The following is a 19,443-nucleotide window of genomic DNA, read 5'->3' on the forward strand; positions in this document are numbered from 1 at the left end:
ATATTATCGTTCGGCGATTAATGTGGCCCTAAGCGGAGCGGGATAACCTTCTATGGTTTTACTGAGATCGTCTTTATCCAGAAAGTCCTGCAGTGAATGGCTGGTCATCCAGTCAGTTCGGCGTTGCTCGTCAAGGCGGGTCTCGTCCAGATTGACACAGCGAATATTTTTAAATCCGGCTCTGGCCATCCAGTGTTCCAACGCTTTAATACTGGGAATAAACCAAACATTGCGCATTTGTGCGTAACGTTCACCAGGTACTAGTACTGTGTTTTCATCGCCCTGTACAACCAGGGTTTCCAGCACCAGCTCACCACCGATTTTCAGTTGATCTTTTAATTGTTGCAGGAATTCAAACGGGCTTTTTCTGTGATAAAGCACCCCCATAGAAAATACCGTGTCAAACGCCTTAAGTGCTGGCATTTGTTCTATTCCCAGGGGAAGGAGGTGGATGGGTTGATTCCGGGCAAAGTGTTTTATCGCCTGAAACTGAATCAAAAACAGTTGAGTGGGATCTATGCCAACCACCATTTCTGGTTTATCTGCCAGCATACGCCACATGTGATAACCACTGCCGCAACCTACGTCCAGCACAGTTTTCCCCGCCAGCGATCTGATATGCGGGGCTATGCGCTCCCACTTCCAGTCAGAGCGCCACTCTGTATCTATATGAATATCATGAATGAAAAAGGGCCCCTTGCGCCAGGGCATAAATTGCTTTAGCAGGCCTGCTATCTGTTTTTGTTGATAGTCAGTAATATCAGCCGCAGAGCCGATACGTACTTCATTGAGCAAGTCCATATTAGACGGCGCGGTGTCCGGCAGCTGTTCCAGCAATTTGCACCATTTCTTAAAATCACCGTGTAATGCCTCTTTGTGCCATTTAGCTAAGTGGGCAGGTAAAGTTTCCAGCCAATGCGCTAGTGGTGTGGGAGCGATTTGCTCATAAAACTGATAAAACCATTTCATGGTAATTTGTCTCTAATCAAGTTTGGGTTTTATTGCCAACATAGAGGCAAAATTAAAGCACTGAAACCAGGTCAACGCCTCGGTGAATCCGATATCTTTCAGGCGATTCAGGTGAAACGGTAAGGATTCCAGTTTCATGATATTTTCGATCGCCGTGCGTTTTTGACTGATTTCCAACTCACTGTATCCATTGCGGCGCTTAAACTCATGGTGTAATTCAATGAGGCTTTCATCAGCGGTGGAATGGCCCAGAGACACTTTTTCTGACAAGATTAAAATTCCACCTGGCAACAGTCCGTCAAAAATGTTTTTGAGCACAGCATAACGTTGTTCAGGGGGAATAAACTGCAAGGTAAAATTGAGAATGACCACAGAAGCGTCTGAAATATTTATCTGTGTAATATCTGCCTGCGCGACATTAACCGGAATCTCTGATTTAAAAGCGGCTAAATGACTCTTGCAGCGACTTACCATGTCAGGACTGTTGTCTATCGCTTCGATTTTTACGTTGTTTGCTTTTACGTATTTTCTCACCGATAAACTGGCCGCTCCCAATGAGCACCCCAGGTCGTAGATGGTGCTGTTATCCTGGGCAAACTGTTGTGCCAGCAAGCCTATGTTGTCAACTATGGTACTGTAACCTGGGACCGAGCGTTGGATCATGTCTGGAAACACGGCAACCACGTCCTGATCAAATTTGAAGTCAGCAACTTTATCGTGAGGTTTGGAATAAATCAGATCTTTGTTCAAGTGTGTTTCAGGTCGGCTAAAAAATCGTATTTTAGCGCAAAATTACCCTGGCCAAAACATTTCTGATGGGGTCAATGAATAAATGATGAGCAATTTCTTTTTGAGAAACAATGCAGTAACTAAAAATATTAGACTAAAGTCGTAGACTGAACCATAATGCTTTTCACTGCTGTTAAAAATCAAAGGTTTACGATGACAAAGTTTGTAGTAGCGGATGATCACCCATTATTTCGAGATGCGTTGACGGCGGCATTAGAGGCTTTAATAAAAGACCTGGAAATTATACAAGCCGGAACACTGGATGAGACCATTTCTTTGTTAGAGCAGAACAAAGATATTGACCTGGTATTGCTGGATTTACACATGCCAGGCAGTGAAGACTTTTATGGTGTTATTCGCATTACTGAAGACTTTCCCGACGTGCCGGTGGCAGTTGTTTCTGCCAGCGACTCGCCAATTGTGGTCTCTAAAGTAATGGCATTTGGTGCCAGAGGGTTCATTCCTAAAACCACACCATCAGCGGATACAGCAGCCGCGATCCAGTCAATATTGGGTGGAGCTAATTGGTTACCTGAAGGATTCAGAGACAATCTCATCAAAGTCGAAAGGGAAGACATTGATATTGCTGCCAGAATGGCAGAACTAACACCGAAACAGTTCCAGGTATTAAAACATCTGCAAGGTGGTATGTTAAATAAACAAATCGCCTTTGATTTGAATATTACTGAAGCCACAGTGAAGGCGCATATCAGTGCAATCTTCAAAAAATTGGAAGTCAATAACCGAACTCAGGCAGTTTTAGTTGCAGAGAAGCTACAACTCAATTAACGTTTCTCACCCCGTAATTAAATCTGAGATATAAAAATGATAAATCCGGATCTTCCTTTGGTGGATTTGCATCGTCATCTTGACGGTAACATTCTGCCTGAAACAATCTGGCGTTTGGCCAACAAAAACGGCATTGAATTGCCCGTAAACTCGCTGGAAGCTCTCATTCCCCTAACACAAATCCAGGATCAAACCAGCGATTTGTTGGCATTCTTACAAAAACTGGATTACGGCGTTTCTGTGCTCGCATCAATTGATGACTGTTACACCGTAGCCTACGAGAACATGTTAGATGCCAAACGTCAGGGTATCGATTATGTAGAACTGCGTTTTTCTCCTTATTATATGGCGATGAATCACAACCTTAATATGGCCGATGTTGTGGCTGCTGTTGTCGATGGGGTCAGAGCCGGCGAAAAGGATACCGGAGTTAAAGCAAACCTGATTGGTATCTTAAGCCGAACGTTTGGTGCGGAAACCTGTATGGCGGAACTGGAGTCCTTATTGGCGCACAAGGAAAAGATAGTCGCCCTGGATCTGGCAGGTGATGAAATCAACTTCCCGGCACATTTGTATAAAGAGCATTTCAAAAAAGGTCGTGACGCTGGGTGGAGTATTACTGTTCACGCCGGAGAGGCAGATGGCCCACAAAGCGTGTGGAATGCCATTGAAATGTTAGGTGCGACGAGAATTGGACATGGTGTAGCGGCGACACAGGATCCAAAGTTAATGGAATATATGGCAAAAAATGGCATTTCCGTTGAATCTTGTCCTACTTCAAATTATCAAACTGCAACGGTAAAAGCGGTAAAAGACAGCCCTATGCCTACCTTTATGGAAAATGGCATTGTGGTGAGCCTGAATACTGACGATCCGGCAGTATCTAATATCGATTTACCACACGAATATCAGGTTGCTAAAAGCGTTATTGGATTAACTGACCAACAGTTGCGTCAGGTACAGGAAAATGGCGTTCATGCCGCATTCCTGTCAGATTCTGAGAAAAAAGCCTTACTCAATAGCAAGCGGTAAGCCTGCCCGGGCGACAGTGCTAAGGTTACTGTCGCCTGAAAATTCTACTATTCAGCACAAATCTCGCGTGCTAAATACACAAATTAATCGCTTCTTGACCAACTAGTCAATACTTGCGACACTCCGTGAAGTCATTCAATTAGGGCATAGATTGACGGTTGCAGTCGCAATTTTAAACAATTGGCTATAAAACCACTCTGTTTATAAAGTTTTAATCTAAAATATCTGCAACAAGTATTATAATTAGAATAGAATAATAAAAAAAACACTGACTTAACTGATTTAACACACTCTAGGACACAGCAACATGATAAAAAAATCAGCTATTGCAGTCGCACTTCAGTGCGCGCTTATTTCACTTGGTGCTCAGGCACAGGAACAGGAAGCTGAAGACAACAGTGGTTTAGAAACCATTACTGTAAAAGCCCAAAAGAGAACCCAGAGCATTCAGGACGTTCCAATCTCTATCTCTGCGCTGAATGGCGAGAAATTTGAAGCTATCTTTTCTGGCGGTGATGACATTCTTTCACTGGCGGCAAGAGCGCCTGGTTTGAATGCTGAATCATCAAATGGCCGTGTTGCCCCGCGCTTTTACTTGCGTGGTTTAGGTAATACCGACTTTGACCTGGCCGCATCACAACCAGTTTCTATCGTGATGGATGATGTAGTAAAAGAAAACGTTATCCTGAAAAGCTTTCCATTGTTTGATATCGAGCAAGTGGAAGTATTGCGCGGTCCTCAGGGCAGTTTGTTTGGTCGAAACACGACCGCTGGTATCGTTAAGTTTGATACCCGCAAACCTACTCAGGAATTTGAGGCTTTTGTTGAAGCATCTTTAGGTTCCATGAGCACCGCAAACCTGGAAGCCGCTGTAGGTGGTGGTTTATCGGATAATCTGTCAGGTCGTTTCTCGATATTATCGCAAAATCGTGGTGACTGGATTGATAATGCCTTCACAGGTGAAAATGATGCCATGGGCGGCTACAATGAACTTGCCTGGCGCGGACAGTTATTGTGGGAGCCGGGCTTAGGTGATACCTCTGTGTTACTGCAAGTATACGGGCGTGATCTGGAAGGTACAGCGTCTATTTTCCGGGCTAATGCGCTAACTACAGGAAGTAATGAGTTTAATAGTACCTATGACAGAGATGTAGTTTATTACGACGCTGATCTGGATGGTGACGGTCAACAAGATCGCAACCCGCAAAACTATGAGAATACCGGTGTAACTCTGCGCATTGATAAAGAGTTGCGTAACGATATTACCTTCTCCTCTATCACCGATTATAACGTTGCCGAAGGTGACTCGTTGGGTGATATCGATGGCGGTGTTTCGGTACCAGGTGATTACGATAACGATGGTGAAATCGATAATACTTATCCAGGCTTTATCCCATTTACTGCGGTAACTCAGGACAGGCTCGATGATTTACATCAGTTTACTCACGAAGTGCGTTTTGTTGAGTCCGGCCCGGATGATTTAGACTGGACTATTGGTGCGTACGTGTTTGACGCTGAATTTGATGTCACATCAATTGATGGCTTTTATGGCGCAACACGTGTTCGTCACTCCAACCAGTCGTGGGCACTATTTGGACAAATGGCCTACGATGTCAGCGACGATACCACGGTGACATTTGGTCTGAACTACACCAACGATGAAAAGCAATTAACAGTGGTATCCCAAAATGTTGATGGTTTTGCTCTGGTGATCGGTGCAGCAAGTATCCAGGATTATCCAGATGTACAAGTTGACGATAGCCAGGTTAGCGGTGACTTGTCCATTAATCACAGCATCAGCCGTGATGTCAGTGTCTATGCGCGTGCTGCGGTAGGTTTCCGTGCCCCGACCATTCAGGGTCGTGACGTGGCTTTCGAATCTGCGCCATCTGTGGCGGACTCAGAAACCGTAACCTCGTTTGAAGCCGGTTTTAAAGCGGATTTATTGGATCGCGTATTGCGTTTAAACGGTGCAATTTACCACTATGAAGTTGAAGATATGCAGTTCTCAGCAATCGGTGGTGACGGTAACTTCACTCGTCTTATCAATGCTGACAAAGGTATTGGACAAGGTTTTGAAGTTGAAGCAACCTGGTTGGCTGCAGAAGGACTCACTTTAACAGCGGGTTACAGCTATAACGATACTGAAATCGATGATCCAAACCTTCGCGTTTCTCCGGGTTGTGGCGCTGGTCAATGTACACTTGTTGACCAAACTGACGCAAACGGACTGGCAATCGTTGACGGAAACCCATTCCCTCAGGCACCAAAAACCAACTTCAGTTTTACCGCCCGTTACGCATTTGAAATTGAAAGCGGTGAAATCTTCGCCTACACCGACTGGGTGTATCAAGGCGAAACCAATCTGTTTTTATACGATTCAGTTGAGTTCACAACCGATTCTCAATTCGAAGGTGGTTTGAGAGTGGGTTACGAGAACTTTGATGATCAATACACGGTAACTTTGTTTGGTCGTAATATCACCGATGAGGAAAATCTTCGCGGTGCCATCGACTTTAACAACCTGACTGTTATTGACAACAACCCAAGAGTTTGGGGCGTAGAGTTCAGGAAAGAGTTTTATTAATTCTATTTAATAAGAATTCATTCTAGTTGGAGCCGCCTTTAAGGGCGGCTTTTTTGTGTTTATTGCTTATTCAATGTACAGATTTATTAAATAACAGGCATAAAAAAAGCGTCCAATTGGACGCTTTTTGAACACTGATTAAGGCGTATTATTTCTTAATTGGTGTAAATGGACGTTGTGCTTCACCGGTATAAAGCTGACGAGGACGACCGATTTTTTGACCTTCCTGACCCAGCATTTCATGCCAGTGAGAGATCCAACCAACGGTTCTGGCCAGAGCAAAAATACAGGTAAACATATTGGTAGGAATACCAATTGCTTTCAGGATAATACCTGAGTAAAAATCGACGTTCGGGAACAATTTCTTGGATGCGAAATACTCATCCTCAAGCGCGATTTTTTCAAGCTCCATAGCCACTTGTAACAAGGGATCTTTCACGTCGAGTTCCGCCAATACTTCGTGGCAACTCTCACGCATCACTGTTGCACGTGGGTCATAGTTTTTATACACCCGGTGACCGAAGCCCATCAGGCGGAACGGGTCGTTCTTGTCTTTTGCTTTTGCGATAAACTCAGGAATGCGCTCTACAGAACCAATTTTCTCTAACATGTTCAAACAGGCTTCATTCGCACCACCGTGAGCAGGACCCCACAATGAGGCTACGCCGGCTGCGATACAGGCGTAAGGATTAGCACCTGAAGAGCCCGCCAGACGAACGGTAGAGGTTGACGCGTTTTGCTCGTGATCCGCGTGCAGGGTGAAAATACGATCAACAGCTCTGGCAACGGCCGGAGTGACTTTGTATTCTTCTGCAGGTACAGAGAACATCATGTTCAGGAAGTTTTCTGCGTAGGACAGGTCGTTACGGGGGTAAACGAAAGGCTGACCGATGTTGTATTTGTATGCCATTGCTACCAGGGTTGGCATCTTAGCTACCAGTCGATAGGCGCTGCGCAGACGTTTATCCGGGTCACTCACGTCAAGATCATCGTGATAAAACGAAGACATGGCACCGACCGTACCACATAACATCGCCATAGGGTGCGCATCAGGGCGGAAACCGTGGAAGAAATTGTTCATGGTTTCATGAACCATGGTATGACGGGTTATTGTGGATTTAAAGTTCGCGTAGGTCGCGGCATCCGGCGCTTCGCCGTGTAAAAGCATGTAGCAAACTTCAAGGTAATCTGCGTCGCGAGCCAACTCTTCGATGGAATAACCTCTGTGTAATAGCACACCTTTTTCACCATCAATAAAGGTAATTGATGATTCGCATGAGCCAGTTGCCATAAAACCTGGGTCGAAAGTGAAATGCCCGATTGAACCCAATTTTCTTACATCTATAACTGGGTTGCCGGCTGTGCCCGTGAGTACGGGGAGTTCTATTTCTTTATCACCAACTTTTAATATGGCTGAATCAGCTGCCATAAAAATTCTCCTTTCGAATGTTCTAGGGGGGTGCTCATTGATTCGTCAAAAATGGACGAGGCTTGTAAAGTAGACGGTAGTTTTACTTTATCCTGATAGTATAAGTCAATTTTAATGCGTATTTCATCGGTAAGTATGCATATTTCTGAAACTTTGATCACATTGCTCAAAATTTTTACAATCACGTCTTTGATCCGTAACAAAAATTGTATTTCCTGAATCCCAAAGATATACTTCAGTGCGAAAACGTAAATCTGCCAGACAGGCGAAGTTATTGGTCTGCAAGCATATTTCGTTAATAAAATGTAAATAATCCAATTTAAAATACATACGTATGTAAATTGTGATGACATTCAAGGTGGGATACTCATTTGTTACAGTTGTTACAAAAGAGTTAACACACAAACATTCCAGGTTGGCGACAAATCGTGAATAAACAAAGACCCGTAAATTTAGAACTTAATACGATTAGTTTTCCCCCATCAGCTCTGGTTTCAATTTTACACCGTGTAACAGGTGTTGCTTTGTTCTTCGCACTGTTACTGGTAATTGGAGCATGGGCTAGTTCATTAACTTCAGCTGAAAGCTTTGCCTCTGTCACTGAGTTGATGAATGGCGTTATTGGTAAGTTATTGGTTATCGGCACAGTGTCAGCATTGACTTATCATATTCTTGGCGGTGTCCGTCATATGTTTATGGATATGGGACATTTCGAAGAATTAGAGTCAGGTAATAACAGTGCTAAATTTATTATTGGCCTGTGGATAGCGCTGACTGTCGTGATGGGAGTAGTGATATGGTAACTAATCAGGCAAGTATCAAAAGAGATGGTGTGCAAGATTTCGTCTCTTTGCGTACCACCGCAATCGTAATTTTGGCATACAGCATATTTATGCTGTGGTTTTTCGTTTCTACACCGACGGTGACCTACGAGGTCTGGTCTGGTTTGTTCTCCAATCTGGCTGTGAAAGTATTCACGCTTGCTGCACTGGTTTCCGTGATGATCCACGTGCGTATCGGTTTGTGGCAGGTGTTAACTGACTATGTAAAACCACACAATGTCAGAGCCGTTATCCAGTTTCTTTTAAACCTGATTGCATTCGCCTATGTAGCAGTCGGTTTGTTCGTCTTGTGGGGTGTGTAAGTGAAAGTTGCAGTTCATGAATTTGACGCGGTAGTAATCGGTGCCGGTGGTGCCGGAATGAGAGCCGCTTTACAAATTTCTCAGTCAGGCAAGTCTTGTGCACTTTTGTCTAAAGTTTTTCCAACGCGTTCTCACACCGTTTCCGCTCAGGGCGGTATTACCGTAGCATTGGGTAATGCCCACGACGATAACTGGGAATGGCACATGTATGATACGGTAAAAGGGTCTGATTACATTGGTGATCAGGACGCTATCGAATATATGTGTAAAACTGGCCCGGAAGCCATTATTGAAATGGAAAACATGGGTTTGCCATTTTCTCGTTTTGAAAACGGCAAAATTTACCAACGTCCTTTTGGCGGACAGTCTAAAAATTTCGGCGGTGAGCAGGGCGCTCGTACTGCTGCTGCAGCTGACCGAACTGGTCACGCTCTGCTGCATTTGCTCTATCAGCAAAATGTTAAAAACAAAACAAAAGTGTTCAGCGAATGGTATGCACTGGACCTGGTAAAAAACCAGGACGGTGATGTTGTCGGCTGTACGGCGATTGATATTGAAACCGGTGAAGTCGTTTACTTCAAGTCTCGTGCTGTGGTGCTGGCTACTGGTGGTGCTGGTCGTATTTATGCCTCAACCACAAATGCTCACATTAACACGGGTGATGGTGTTGGTATGGCGTTGCGCGCAGGCGTTTGTTTGCAAGATATGGAAATGTGGCAATTCCACCCAACGGGTATCGCGGGAGCCGGTACGCTGGTTACAGAGGGCTGTCGTGGTGAGGGTGGTTATCTGTTGAATAAAGATGGCGAGCGCTTTATGGAGCGTTATGCACCTAACGCCAAAGACCTTGCGGGTCGTGACGTTGTAGCGCGTTCCATGATGACCGAAATCCGCGAAGGCCGCGGTTGTGAGGGCCCATGGGGTACACACATTAAATTGAAGCTGGATCACCTCGGCAAAGACGTACTTGAATCACGTCTGCCCGGCATTCTGGAGTTGTCCCGTACCTTCGCGCACGTCGATCCGGTTAAAGAACCTATTCCGGTAATCCCAACCTGTCACTACATGATGGGCGGTATCCCAACTAATGTTGATGGTCAATGTCTGACGGTGGCACCGGATGGCAGTGAACAAGTAGTTAAAGGTTTATTTGCTTGTGGTGAGATTGCCTGTGTATCAGTACATGGTGCAAACCGTCTGGGTGGTAACTCACTACTTGATTTGGTGGTGTTCGGTCGCGCGACAGGATTACACCTGGGTGAGGCCCTGAACGAAATCGACAGTTCTCGCGAAGCTTCTGAGTCTGATTTGGATGCCGCGCTGGCGCGCTTTAATCGTTGGGAATCTTCCGAAATTGGCAAGGGTGAAGATCCGGTTCAAATCAAGAAAGACATGCAGCAATGTATGCAGCTAAACTTCTCAGTGTTCCGTGAAGGTGACGCCATGGCAACTGGTCTCAACGAATTAAAAGAAATTCGCGAGCGCCTGCAACACGCCAGACTGGACGATAAGAGCACCGAGTTTAATACTCAGCGTATCGAATGTCTGGAATTAGATAACCTGATGGAAACTGCCTATGCAACTGCGGTAGCTGCGAATTTCCGTACAGAAAGCCGCGGCGCCCATAGCCGATTCGACTTCCCGGATCGCGACGATGAGAATTGGTTGTGTCACTCTGTTTATATCCCGGAGACCGAATCTATGCGCAAGCGTGATGTTAATATGACGCCCAAGACGCGTGAAGCATTTCCACCTAAGACGCGGACATACTAAGGAGCACTGCAATGATAAGAGAAATTTCAGTTTATCGTTACAATCCTGATGTTGATAATGCGCCCAGGATGCAGGACTATCAGCTTGAGGTTGAGGAAGGCCAGGATATGATGGTGCTTGATGCACTGCTGGCTTTAAAAGAAAAAGATCCTACACTATCTTTTCGTCGTTCTTGCCGTGAAGGCGTATGTGGCTCTGATGGCGTTAATATGAACGGTAAAAACGGTTTGGCCTGTATTACGCCTCTGTCCGCGTTAGGAAAAGGCAAGATCGTTGTCAGACCTTTACCCGGTTTGCCAGTTGTACGTGACCTGGTGATTGATATGACTCAGTTTTACACTCAGTACGAGAAGGTAAAACCGTTTCTAATCAACGACTCGAAACAGCCGCCAGCCAGAGAACACCTGCAGTCACCAGAAGAGCGTGAAGAGCTTGATGGCCTTTACGAGTGTATTTTGTGTGCCTGTTGTTCAACTTCTTGTCCGTCATTTTGGTGGAACCCAGATAAGTTCATTGGCCCTGCAGGTCTGCTACATGCCTATCGCTTTTTAGCCGATAGTCGTGACACGGCAACTGAAGAGAGACTGAATGACCTGGATGATGCATTTAGTGTATTCCGGTGTCATGGCATTATGAACTGTGTCAATGTATGTCCTAAAGGGCTGAACCCAACAAAAGCCATTGGTAAAATTAAATCCATGCTTTTGCAACGGGCTGTTTAGTTTTAATAAACGTTAATTGCGTTTTATTTTGATTACTAAATAGCCAATCACAAGTAGGTTGGCTATTTTTTTATTGGTACTTTGTTGGTCTTGAAAAAGACCTGTTGAAAATGAATACGATGAAGGGACGGTAATGCACGAAAGCGTCATGAAAGCGTGGTGGGATTCTTCCCATATGGCTGGTGGTAACGCTGCTTACGTTGAAGAACTTTATGAAGCGTACCTGGAAGATCCACAAAGCGTTTCAGATGAGTGGCGAAGCACGTTTGACAAACTGCCAAAAGTAGATGGTGTTTCAATTGAAACGCGTCATAGTCTTGTCCGAGACGAGTTTAAAAAAATGGCTGCATTGGGGCTGGCTGGCAGAGCGCCAGTAGGGGCACCAGCAGGTGAAGCCGGGGACCTGAAACAGGTTAAGGTGTTGCAACTTATCAACGCATACCGATTTCGCGGTCATCAACATGCAAACCTTGACCCACTAGGCTTATGGCAGCAAGAGCGAGTCAGAGACCTTGAACTTTCCCACCATAACCTTTCTGAAAAAGATTTCGACACCGTATTCAACATAGGCTCCTATGCCGTGGGACAAGAAAAAATGTCCTTGGGTGAGTTGTTTAAATCTCTTAACCGTACCTATTGCGGCTCTATCGGTGCAGAGTATATGCACATTACCAACACCGAAGAGAAACGTTGGATTCAGCAATACCTGGAAGCGGCACAAGCGAAACCCGATCTGGCCAGAGAGCAAAAAATTAATGTTCTCAAGGGACTGAACGCCGCCGATGGTATGGAAAAGTATCTTGGGGCTAAATTCCCAGGGGCCAAACGTTTCTCACTGGAAGGTGGTGATTCGCTGGTACCTATGATCAAAACCCTGATCACACAAGCCGGTGCAGCAGGCTCTAAAGAAGTCGTGATTGGTATGGCACACCGTGGCCGACTCAACGTATTAGTTAACGTACTGGGTAAAAATCCTTCAGTACTTTTCGATGAGTTTTCCGGTTTACACGATGAGTCCCTCGGTTCAGGTGACGTAAAATATCACGCTGGTTACTCTTCAGATTTCGCAACACCGGGTGGTGCTGTGCATCTGGCACTGGCTTTTAATCCGTCACACTTAGAAATTGTTAACCCGGTTGTTATGGGATCTGTACGTGCCAGGCTCGACAGACGTGGTTGCAGTGATGGCTCCATGTGTTTGCCTATTACCATTCATGGTGATTCTGCAATTGCCGGTCAGGGGGTGGTGCAGGAAACTTTCAATATGTCCCAAACCCGCGGTTTTCAGGTGGGTGGCACAGTTCGAATTGTGGTTAACAATCAGGTGGGTTTCACTACCTCTAAAACCGAAGATACCCGTTCGACACAATACTGTACCGATATTGCAAAAATGGTTCAGGCACCGATATTCCACGTTAACTCTGACGACCCTGAAGCTGTCATGTTCGTCTCTAAAATGGCGTTGGATTATCGCAACACCTTCAAGCGTGATGTGGTTATTGATTTGGTCTGTTATCGCCGACATGGTCACAACGAAGCTGATGAGCCGAATGCAACTCAGCCGTTGATGTATCAGAAGATTCGTAAGCATCCGGTACCACGTCAGATTTATGCTGATCAACTGGTTACCGAAGGCGTGCTGTCAGAACACGATGTAGACAAACTGGTGGCTGAATATCGCGCTGCGCTGGACCACGGTGCTTGTGTGGTTGAAGAGTGGCGTCCTATGACAGAACACTCGGTAGACTGGACCCCTTACATCGGCCATGACTGGGATGTACCCTATGACGGTAGCGTCAGTATCGAGAAGCTGAAACAACTCGGTGAAAAAGTCTGTGCGATACCTGATAGCTTTAAGCTCCAGTCCCGCGTTAATAAACTCTACATGGACAGACTGTCCATGATGAAGGGCGAAAAGTCCTTAGACTGGGGAGCTGCTGAAACCCTGGCTTATGCAACGTTAGTTGAAGCCAAAACCGACATTCGTTTCACCGGTCAGGATGCCGGACGCGGTACCTTCTTCCATCGTCATGCCGTTATGCATAATCAGGCAGATGGTGCAGAACACACTCCACTGCAGCATATTGCTGATGAACAGGGCGTGTTTGAAATCTACGACTCTGTACTTTCCGAAGAAGCGGTTATGGCGTTTGAGTTCGGATACGCAACAGCTGAACCGGGCACACTGACCATTTGGGAAGCGCAATTTGGTGATTTTGCCAATGGTGCGCAGGTGGTCATCGACCAATTTTTAAGTTCAGGTGAGCACAAGTGGGGTCGTCTGTGTGGTTTGACTTTGTTGTTACCACATGGATATGAAGGTCAGGGACCAGAGCACAGTTCAGCCAGACTGGAACGATTTTTACAATTGTGTGCCGACCACAACTGGCAAGTGTGTGTGCCCTCAACGCCGGCTCAGGTATACAATATGTTGCGTCGTCAGGCCGTCCGCCCGATGCGTCGTCCACTGATCGTTATGTCTCCTAAGTCATTGTTACGTCACCCTCAGGCGGTATCTTCTTTGGAAGAATTGTCGGCCGGTGTTTTCCACAATGTCATAGATGAGATTGACGACCTTAAGCTTGCTAACGTCAAGCGTGTCGTCATGTGTTCAGGTAAGGTCTACTACGATTTGTTAGACTATCGTCGCAAAAATGAAATTAGCGATGTGGCGATTATTCGTATTGAGCAGCTATACCCGTTTCCTCATGCCGAAATTGAAAAAGTGGTGCAGCGTTACAAGCATGTCAAAGACTGGGTATGGTGTCAGGAAGAACCTCAAAACCAGGGAGCCTGGTACTGTAGTCAACACCATTTCTGGGATTCCATTCCCAAAGGTGCCAAGGTTACCTACGCGGGTCGCGCAGCGTCATCTGCGCCGGCTGTCGGTTATTTATCAGTCCACAATCAACAACAGAAGAAGTTGGTTGAAGAGGCAATCGAGTTAAACAAGGATTAAAATGAGCATTGAAATTAAAGTTCCCGTATTGCCGGAATCAGTGGCTGATGCAACGATAGCCACCTGGCACGTTAAAGTAGGTGATAAAGTGTCTCGCGACCAAAACCTGGTTGATATTGAGACTGACAAAGTGGTTTTAGAAGTGGTTGCACCGGAAGACGGTGTTATCACTGAAATTAGCAGCCCGGAAGGTGAAACTGTTCTTGCCGAGCAAGTCATTGCTTTGGTGGGAGCCGGTGCAGCTGACAGCTCAGACAGTTCCGCAAAAACGGAAAGTAAAGCACAATCTAATTCAGACGAAAGCGCAAAAGGTGAATCAGTGGATATTAAAGTACCGGTGTTACCTGAATCGGTAGCAGATGCAACAATAGCAACCTGGCATGTACAACCAGGCGAGGCCGTATCTCGTGATCAAAATCTGGTAGATATTGAAACGGATAAAGTGGTGTTGGAAGTTGTCGCGCCAGCAGATGGTTCGATTTCAGAAATCCTGCACAATGAAGGTGATACTGTAACCGCAGAACAGGTTATTGCTAAGTTCGCCGCCGGTGCCGGAGCTGCTGCGCCAGCCCCTGCAGCTGAAGAAAGCGACTCAGATGATGAAGTGCTCAGCCCTTCAGTGCGTCGTTTATTAGCTGAAAAAGACATAGATCCTGCAAAAATTAAAGGATCAGGCAAAAATGGCCGCATCACTAAAGAAGATGTAGAGAAACACCTCAAAGGTGCCAGTGCCGCGCCAGCTCCTGCGGCTGCTGCAGCAGAACCTGCCGCTGCTTCATTGGCTGAGCGCACAGAAAAGCGCGTTCCCATGACACGTCTGCGCAAAACTATTGCAAATCGTTTGTTGGAAGCTAAAAACTCAACAGCGATGTTAACCACGTTCAACGAAGTAAACATGAAACCCATCATGGATCTGCGTAAGAAATACCAAACGGTATTTGAAGAAAAGCACGGTATCCGTCTTGGCTTTATGTCCTTCTATGTAAAAGCTGTAACGGAAGCGCTGAAGCGTTATCCAGAAGTCAACGCTTCAATTGATGGTGACGACATTTGTTATCATAATTACTTTGATGTTTCTATTGCAGTTTCTACACCTCGCGGGCTCGTGACTCCGGTATTGAAAGACTGCGACCAATTAGGTCTGGCAGGTATCGAGAAAGGGATCAAGAGTCTGGCACTTAAAGGCCGTGATGGTAAGTTAACCATGGATGAATTAACCGGCGGTAATTTCACAATTACCAACGGTGGTGTATTTGGTTCATTAATGTCTACGCCTATCATTAACCCACCACAAAGCGCTATTTTAGGGATGCACAAAATTCAGGACAGACCTATGGCAGTGGACGGCAAAGTAGAGATTCTTCCTATGATGTATCTGGCGTTGTCTTATGACCACAGAATCATCGATGGTAAAGAGTCAGTCGGCTTCCTGGTCACAGTTAAAGAGATGCTGGAAGACCCGACACGCTTACTGTTGGATGTATAAGGAAGTATTGCCGTCTCTGACGGCATTACTTTATTGGTGCAGGATGCACACTGACAACTTATTTCAGGTCGATTTAGTCGACGTTTTTTAAATAATCACGGAAATTTCACCATGAATTTGCATGAATATCAGGGTAAACAGCTATTTAAAGAATATGGCTTACCCGTCTCAGAAGGTTATGCAACCGACACTCCTCAGGCTGCTGCTGAAGCTGCCGATAGCATTGGTGGCAACGAGTGGGTTGTCAAATGTCAGGTCCATGCCGGTGGTCGCGGTAAAGCTGGCGGTGTAAAGCTGGTTAAAAGTAAAGACGAAATCAAAGAATTTGCTCAGAAGTGGTTAGGCCAAAATCTGGTTACTTTTCAGACTGACGAAAACGGTCAGCCGGTTAGCAAAATCTTAGTAGAATCATGCACTGATATTGCTGATGAGTTGTATCTGGGTGCAGTAGTTGATCGTGGTACACGTCGCGTTGTATTCATGGCTTCAACTGAAGGTGGTGTTGACATTGAAACTGTTGCTGAAGAAACACCAGAAAAAATCTTAAAAGCGGAAATCGATCCGCTGGTTGGTCCGCAGCCTTATCAGGCGCGTGAAATGGCCTTCAAACTGGGTCTGCAGGGCGTACAAATCAAACAATTTACCAAGATCTTCATGGGTCTGGCTAAAATGTTTGAAGACCTAGACGTAGCGCTGATCGAAATCAATCCTTTGGTTGTTAAAACTGATGGCGACCTGCACTGTCTTGACGCCAAAGTAGGTATTGATAGCAATGCGATGTACCGTCAACCTAAGTTGAAAGACATGCACGATCCATCTCAGGAAGATGCGCGTGAAGCTCATGCTGCACAGTGGGAGCTGAACTATGTTGCACTAGACGGTAACGTAGGTTGTATGGTTAACGGTGCTGGCCTTGCAATGGGTACCATGGATATCGTAAACCTGCACGGTGGCAAGCCTGCAAACTTTCTGGATGTTGGTGGCGGTGCTACAAAAGAGCGCGTTGCTGAAGCATTCAAAATCATCTTGTCTGATGACAATGTAAAAGCCGTTTTGGTTAATATCTTTGGTGGTATCGTGCGTTGTGACATGATCGCTGAAGGTATTATCGGTGCCGTTAAAGAAGTTGGCGTTACCGTACCAGTAGTGGTTCGTTTAGAAGGGACTAATGCAGACCTGGGCCGCGATGTTCTGGCAAACTCTGGTTTGGATATTATTGCTGCAACAAGTCTGACTGACGCAGCTCAGCAAGTAGTTAAAGCAGCGGAGGGCAAATAATGTCTGTATTAATTAATAAAGATACTAAAGTTATCTGTCAGGGCTTCACTGGTGGTCAGGGTACTTTCCACTCTGAGCAAGCGATTGCCTACGGTACACAAATGGTCGGTGGTGTTACACCTGGCAAAGGTGGTACTGAACACCTGGGTCTTCCGGTCTTCAATACAGTCCGTGAAGCGGTAGAAGCAACTGGTGCAACAGCAACCGTTATCTACGTACCTGCTCCTTTCTGTAAAGACTCTATCATCGAAGCTGCAGATGCCGGTATCGAGCTAATCGTATGTATCACTGAAGGTATTCCTACGCTGGATATGCTTTACGTAAAAGAATACGTAAACCAGAAAGGCGTGCGCATGATTGGTCCTAACTGCCCAGGTGTAATCACTCCGGGTGAATGTAAGATTGGTATCATGCCTGGCCACATCCACTTACCTGGTAAAGTTGGTATTGTTTCTCGTTCTGGTACCTTAACCTATGAAGCGGTTAAGCAAACTACTGACGAAGGCTTTGGACAGTCTACCTGTGTAGGTATCGGTGGTGATCCTATTCCTGGTTCTAACTTTATCGATATCCTGCAAATGTTCCAGGATGATGACGGTACTGAAGCTATCGTTATGATCGGTGAGATTGGTGGTACTGCTGAAGAAGAAGCGGCTGCCTTTATCAAGGAAAACGTTACTAAGCCGGTAGTGTCTTACATTGCAGGTGTAACGGCTCCTCCTGGTAAGCGTATGGGCCATGCTGGTGCGATCATCGCGGGTGGTAAAGGTACAGCAGACGATAAATTTGCGGCACTTGAAGCGGCTGGTGTTAAAACCGTTCGTTCTCTGGCTGACATTGGCAAAGCATTGCGCGAAATTACTGGCTGGTAAGCCAGACATTTTTCGATTATGCCTGCGTCAGGCAATTTACTAAAAAAATCCCCGGCAATGTCCGGGGATTTTTGTTTTCATTATCAAGCCCACTTGCCATATTATTGCTATAAACATCCCGGTAACTAGTTAACGGGATTAGAGATTAACTTTTCAGGTTTTTTGTTCGGAGAATAAATGAATAATTTGCATACGATTTCTGTCTCTGGAGTCGAAGTTAACAATGCTCTGCCATTTGTTTTATTTGGTGGTATGAATGTACTGGAGTCGCGTGACCTGGCTCTTACCATCGCAGAGCGTTATAAAGAAGTGACTACAAAGCTCAACATCCCCTACGTTTTCAAAGCCTCGTTTGATAAGGCCAACCGCTCGTCAGTGCATTCTTTTCGTGGTCCGGGTATGGATGAAGGGTTAAAGATTTTTGAAGAAATCAAACAGCAGTTTGATGTGCCGGTTATTACAGATGTTCATGAACCTCATCAGGCGCAACCGGTTGCGGAAGTTGCAGACGTTATACAGTTACCGGCATTCCTGGCCAGGCAGACAGACCTGGTGGTAGCGATGGCAAAAACCAATGCTGTGATTAACGTAAAGAAACCCCAGTTTTTGGCACCACATGAAATGCGCCATATCATCAATAAGTTTTTAGAAGCGGGCAATGAAAAGATCATTCTATGTGAACGCGGATCGTGTTTTGGTTACAACAATCTGGTTGTAGATATGTTGGGTATGGATGATATGAGAGCAATGGCACCGGTTATTTTTGATGCGACTCATGCATTGCAGCGTCCTGGAGGTCGCAGTGACTCAGCAGATGGCCGTCGGGCACAGGCAGCGCAGTTGGCACGTTCAGGCATGGCTTTAGGTCTGGCAGGCTTGTTTATTGAGTCGCATCCGGATCCGGAAAATGCCAAATGTGATGGACCTTGTGCATTACCGCTGGATAAGCTGGAACCTTATTTATTGCAGATGAAACAGTTGGATGAATTAGTCAAAGGATTTCAGCCATTGATTACGGCTTGATTTTTTGGAGTAAGGAAAGATTAAGGTAGTCAGGCAATCAGTTGCTCCTGCGCTGTGCAGGAGCAATGAGTGTCCAATAAACGAAAGCTTTAGGCAAATTGCCTTAAATTCGTAAAATCTGCGCTGTTATTCAGCGATGATTTGTGTGGAAATGCTTTGCGTCTCTTCGTTGAATCTGGCCAATGCCAAAAATTGTTCTACATTTTGTTTGAAAGTCATTTCTTCCAGTTGTAGTTTAGCCGCATTCTCAACTGCGGGCACACTGATTTCAGCAACCGCCAGTTGAACACTGTCAGCGATCTCTGTTTGAATTTCTACCGTTTCGATAGTAACGTCATTAGCAGCAACAGTCGCTGAAAAGACAAAAGTAGATAGACAGATTGTAATTAATTTTTTAAAGTTTTTCATAGAATTCACCTAAAGTTAAAATAATGTAAAAAAGACACTTTGCTTATCAGTTTTGTTTACTTGTATTTTACAAAAGCCTTGTAAAATAAAGATTTTTAGCTGATGTGCGTACTATAGATGTTTTTTTGACTAACTAAAAACGAGAAAAAATATGCCAAGTGCATTAGAAAAACTAATGCGAAT

The 19,443-nt window shown here is 45.3% G+C and carries 16 protein-coding genes; 12 read left to right on the forward strand and 4 right to left on the reverse strand.

Annotated features, from left to right (window positions below; genetic code table 11):
- Positions 1-3: 3 nt before the first annotated feature.
- Positions 4-969: a tRNA 5-methoxyuridine(34)/uridine 5-oxyacetic acid(34) synthase CmoB gene (gene cmoB / locus LJ740_RS00725; RefSeq protein ID WP_267498121.1), complete on the reverse strand. Its 966-nt coding sequence runs from the start codon at positions 967-969 to the stop codon at positions 4-6.
- Between the two features lie 12 nt (positions 970-981).
- Positions 982-1,719, reverse strand: a complete 738-nt coding sequence (gene cmoA / locus LJ740_RS00730) for a carboxy-S-adenosyl-L-methionine synthase CmoA (RefSeq protein ID WP_229527129.1) — start codon at positions 1,717-1,719, stop codon at positions 982-984.
- Between the two features lie 192 nt (positions 1,720-1,911).
- Here cmoA and LJ740_RS00735 point away from each other — a divergent pair, with 192 nt between their 5' ends.
- From LJ740_RS00735 to LJ740_RS00745, 3 genes are all read left to right on the forward strand, one after another.
- Entirely contained in the window at positions 1,912-2,547 is a 636-nt protein-coding gene (locus LJ740_RS00735; protein ID WP_229527130.1) for a response regulator transcription factor, read from the forward strand.
- A gap of 36 nt (positions 2,548-2,583) precedes the next feature.
- Positions 2,584-3,579, forward strand: a complete 996-nt coding sequence (add, locus tag LJ740_RS00740; RefSeq protein ID WP_229527131.1) for an adenosine deaminase — start codon at positions 2,584-2,586, stop codon at positions 3,577-3,579.
- A gap of 307 nt (positions 3,580-3,886) precedes the next feature.
- Entirely contained in the window at positions 3,887-6,166 is a 2,280-nt protein-coding gene (locus tag LJ740_RS00745) for a TonB-dependent receptor (RefSeq protein WP_229527132.1), read from the forward strand.
- 148 nt (positions 6,167-6,314) lie between these two features.
- Here the strand turns inward: LJ740_RS00745 and gltA are convergent, their stop codons facing one another.
- Entirely contained in the window at positions 6,315-7,595 is a 1,281-nt protein-coding gene (gltA, locus tag LJ740_RS00750) for a citrate synthase (RefSeq protein ID WP_229527133.1), read from the reverse strand.
- A 428-nt stretch (positions 7,596-8,023) separates the two neighbouring features.
- On the opposite strand from gltA, the gene sdhC reads away from it, so the two are divergent.
- The 9 genes from sdhC (at position 8,024) to kdsA (ending at position 18,852) form a co-directional block, all read left to right on the forward strand.
- Positions 8,024-8,398: a succinate dehydrogenase, cytochrome b556 subunit gene (gene sdhC / locus LJ740_RS00755; protein ID WP_229527134.1), complete on the forward strand. Its 375-nt coding sequence runs from the start codon at positions 8,024-8,026 to the stop codon at positions 8,396-8,398.
- Positions 8,392-8,739, forward strand: a complete 348-nt coding sequence (gene sdhD / locus LJ740_RS00760; RefSeq protein ID WP_229527135.1) for a succinate dehydrogenase, hydrophobic membrane anchor protein — start codon at positions 8,392-8,394, stop codon at positions 8,737-8,739. The genes sdhC and sdhD overlap by 7 nt, the downstream gene beginning before the upstream one ends.
- Complete coding sequence (gene sdhA, locus LJ740_RS00765; protein WP_229527136.1) at positions 8,740-10,512, forward strand: succinate dehydrogenase flavoprotein subunit; 1,773 nt, start codon at positions 8,740-8,742, stop codon at positions 10,510-10,512. It abuts the gene before it with no gap.
- 11 nt (positions 10,513-10,523) lie between these two features.
- A complete protein-coding gene (locus tag LJ740_RS00770) occupies positions 10,524-11,234 on the forward strand; it encodes a succinate dehydrogenase iron-sulfur subunit (RefSeq protein WP_229527137.1) in 711 nt (236 codons plus the stop codon).
- Positions 11,235-11,367: 133 nt separating this feature from the next.
- Positions 11,368-14,193 (forward strand): 2-oxoglutarate dehydrogenase E1 component, encoded by a 2,826-nt coding sequence (sucA, locus tag LJ740_RS00775; protein ID WP_229527138.1) that lies wholly within the window; start codon positions 11,368-11,370, stop codon positions 14,191-14,193.
- A gap of 1 nt (position 14,194) precedes the next feature.
- Positions 14,195-15,679, forward strand: a complete 1,485-nt coding sequence (odhB, locus tag LJ740_RS00780; protein WP_229527139.1) for a 2-oxoglutarate dehydrogenase complex dihydrolipoyllysine-residue succinyltransferase — start codon at positions 14,195-14,197, stop codon at positions 15,677-15,679.
- A gap of 111 nt (positions 15,680-15,790) precedes the next feature.
- Complete coding sequence (sucC, locus tag LJ740_RS00785; RefSeq protein ID WP_229527140.1) at positions 15,791-16,957, forward strand: ADP-forming succinate--CoA ligase subunit beta; 1,167 nt, start codon at positions 15,791-15,793, stop codon at positions 16,955-16,957.
- Positions 16,957-17,829 carry a succinate--CoA ligase subunit alpha gene (gene sucD / locus LJ740_RS00790; protein ID WP_229527141.1) on the forward strand — a complete coding sequence of 291 codons (873 nt, stop codon included), beginning with the start codon at positions 16,957-16,959 and terminating at the stop codon, positions 17,827-17,829. The genes sucC and sucD overlap by 1 nt, the downstream gene beginning before the upstream one ends.
- A 177-nt stretch (positions 17,830-18,006) precedes the next feature.
- A complete protein-coding gene (gene kdsA, locus LJ740_RS00795; protein ID WP_229527142.1) occupies positions 18,007-18,852 on the forward strand; it encodes a 3-deoxy-8-phosphooctulonate synthase in 846 nt (281 codons plus the stop codon).
- A gap of 126 nt (positions 18,853-18,978) precedes the next feature.
- On the opposite strand, the gene LJ740_RS00800 is transcribed toward kdsA, so the two are convergent.
- A complete protein-coding gene (locus tag LJ740_RS00800; protein WP_229527143.1) occupies positions 18,979-19,260 on the reverse strand; it encodes a hypothetical protein in 282 nt (93 codons plus the stop codon).
- Positions 19,261-19,443 lie beyond the last annotated feature (183 nt).

It is taken from the genome of Planctobacterium marinum, assembly GCF_020687805.1.
Lineage (GTDB): Bacteria > Pseudomonadota > Gammaproteobacteria > Enterobacterales > Alteromonadaceae > Planctobacterium > Planctobacterium marinum.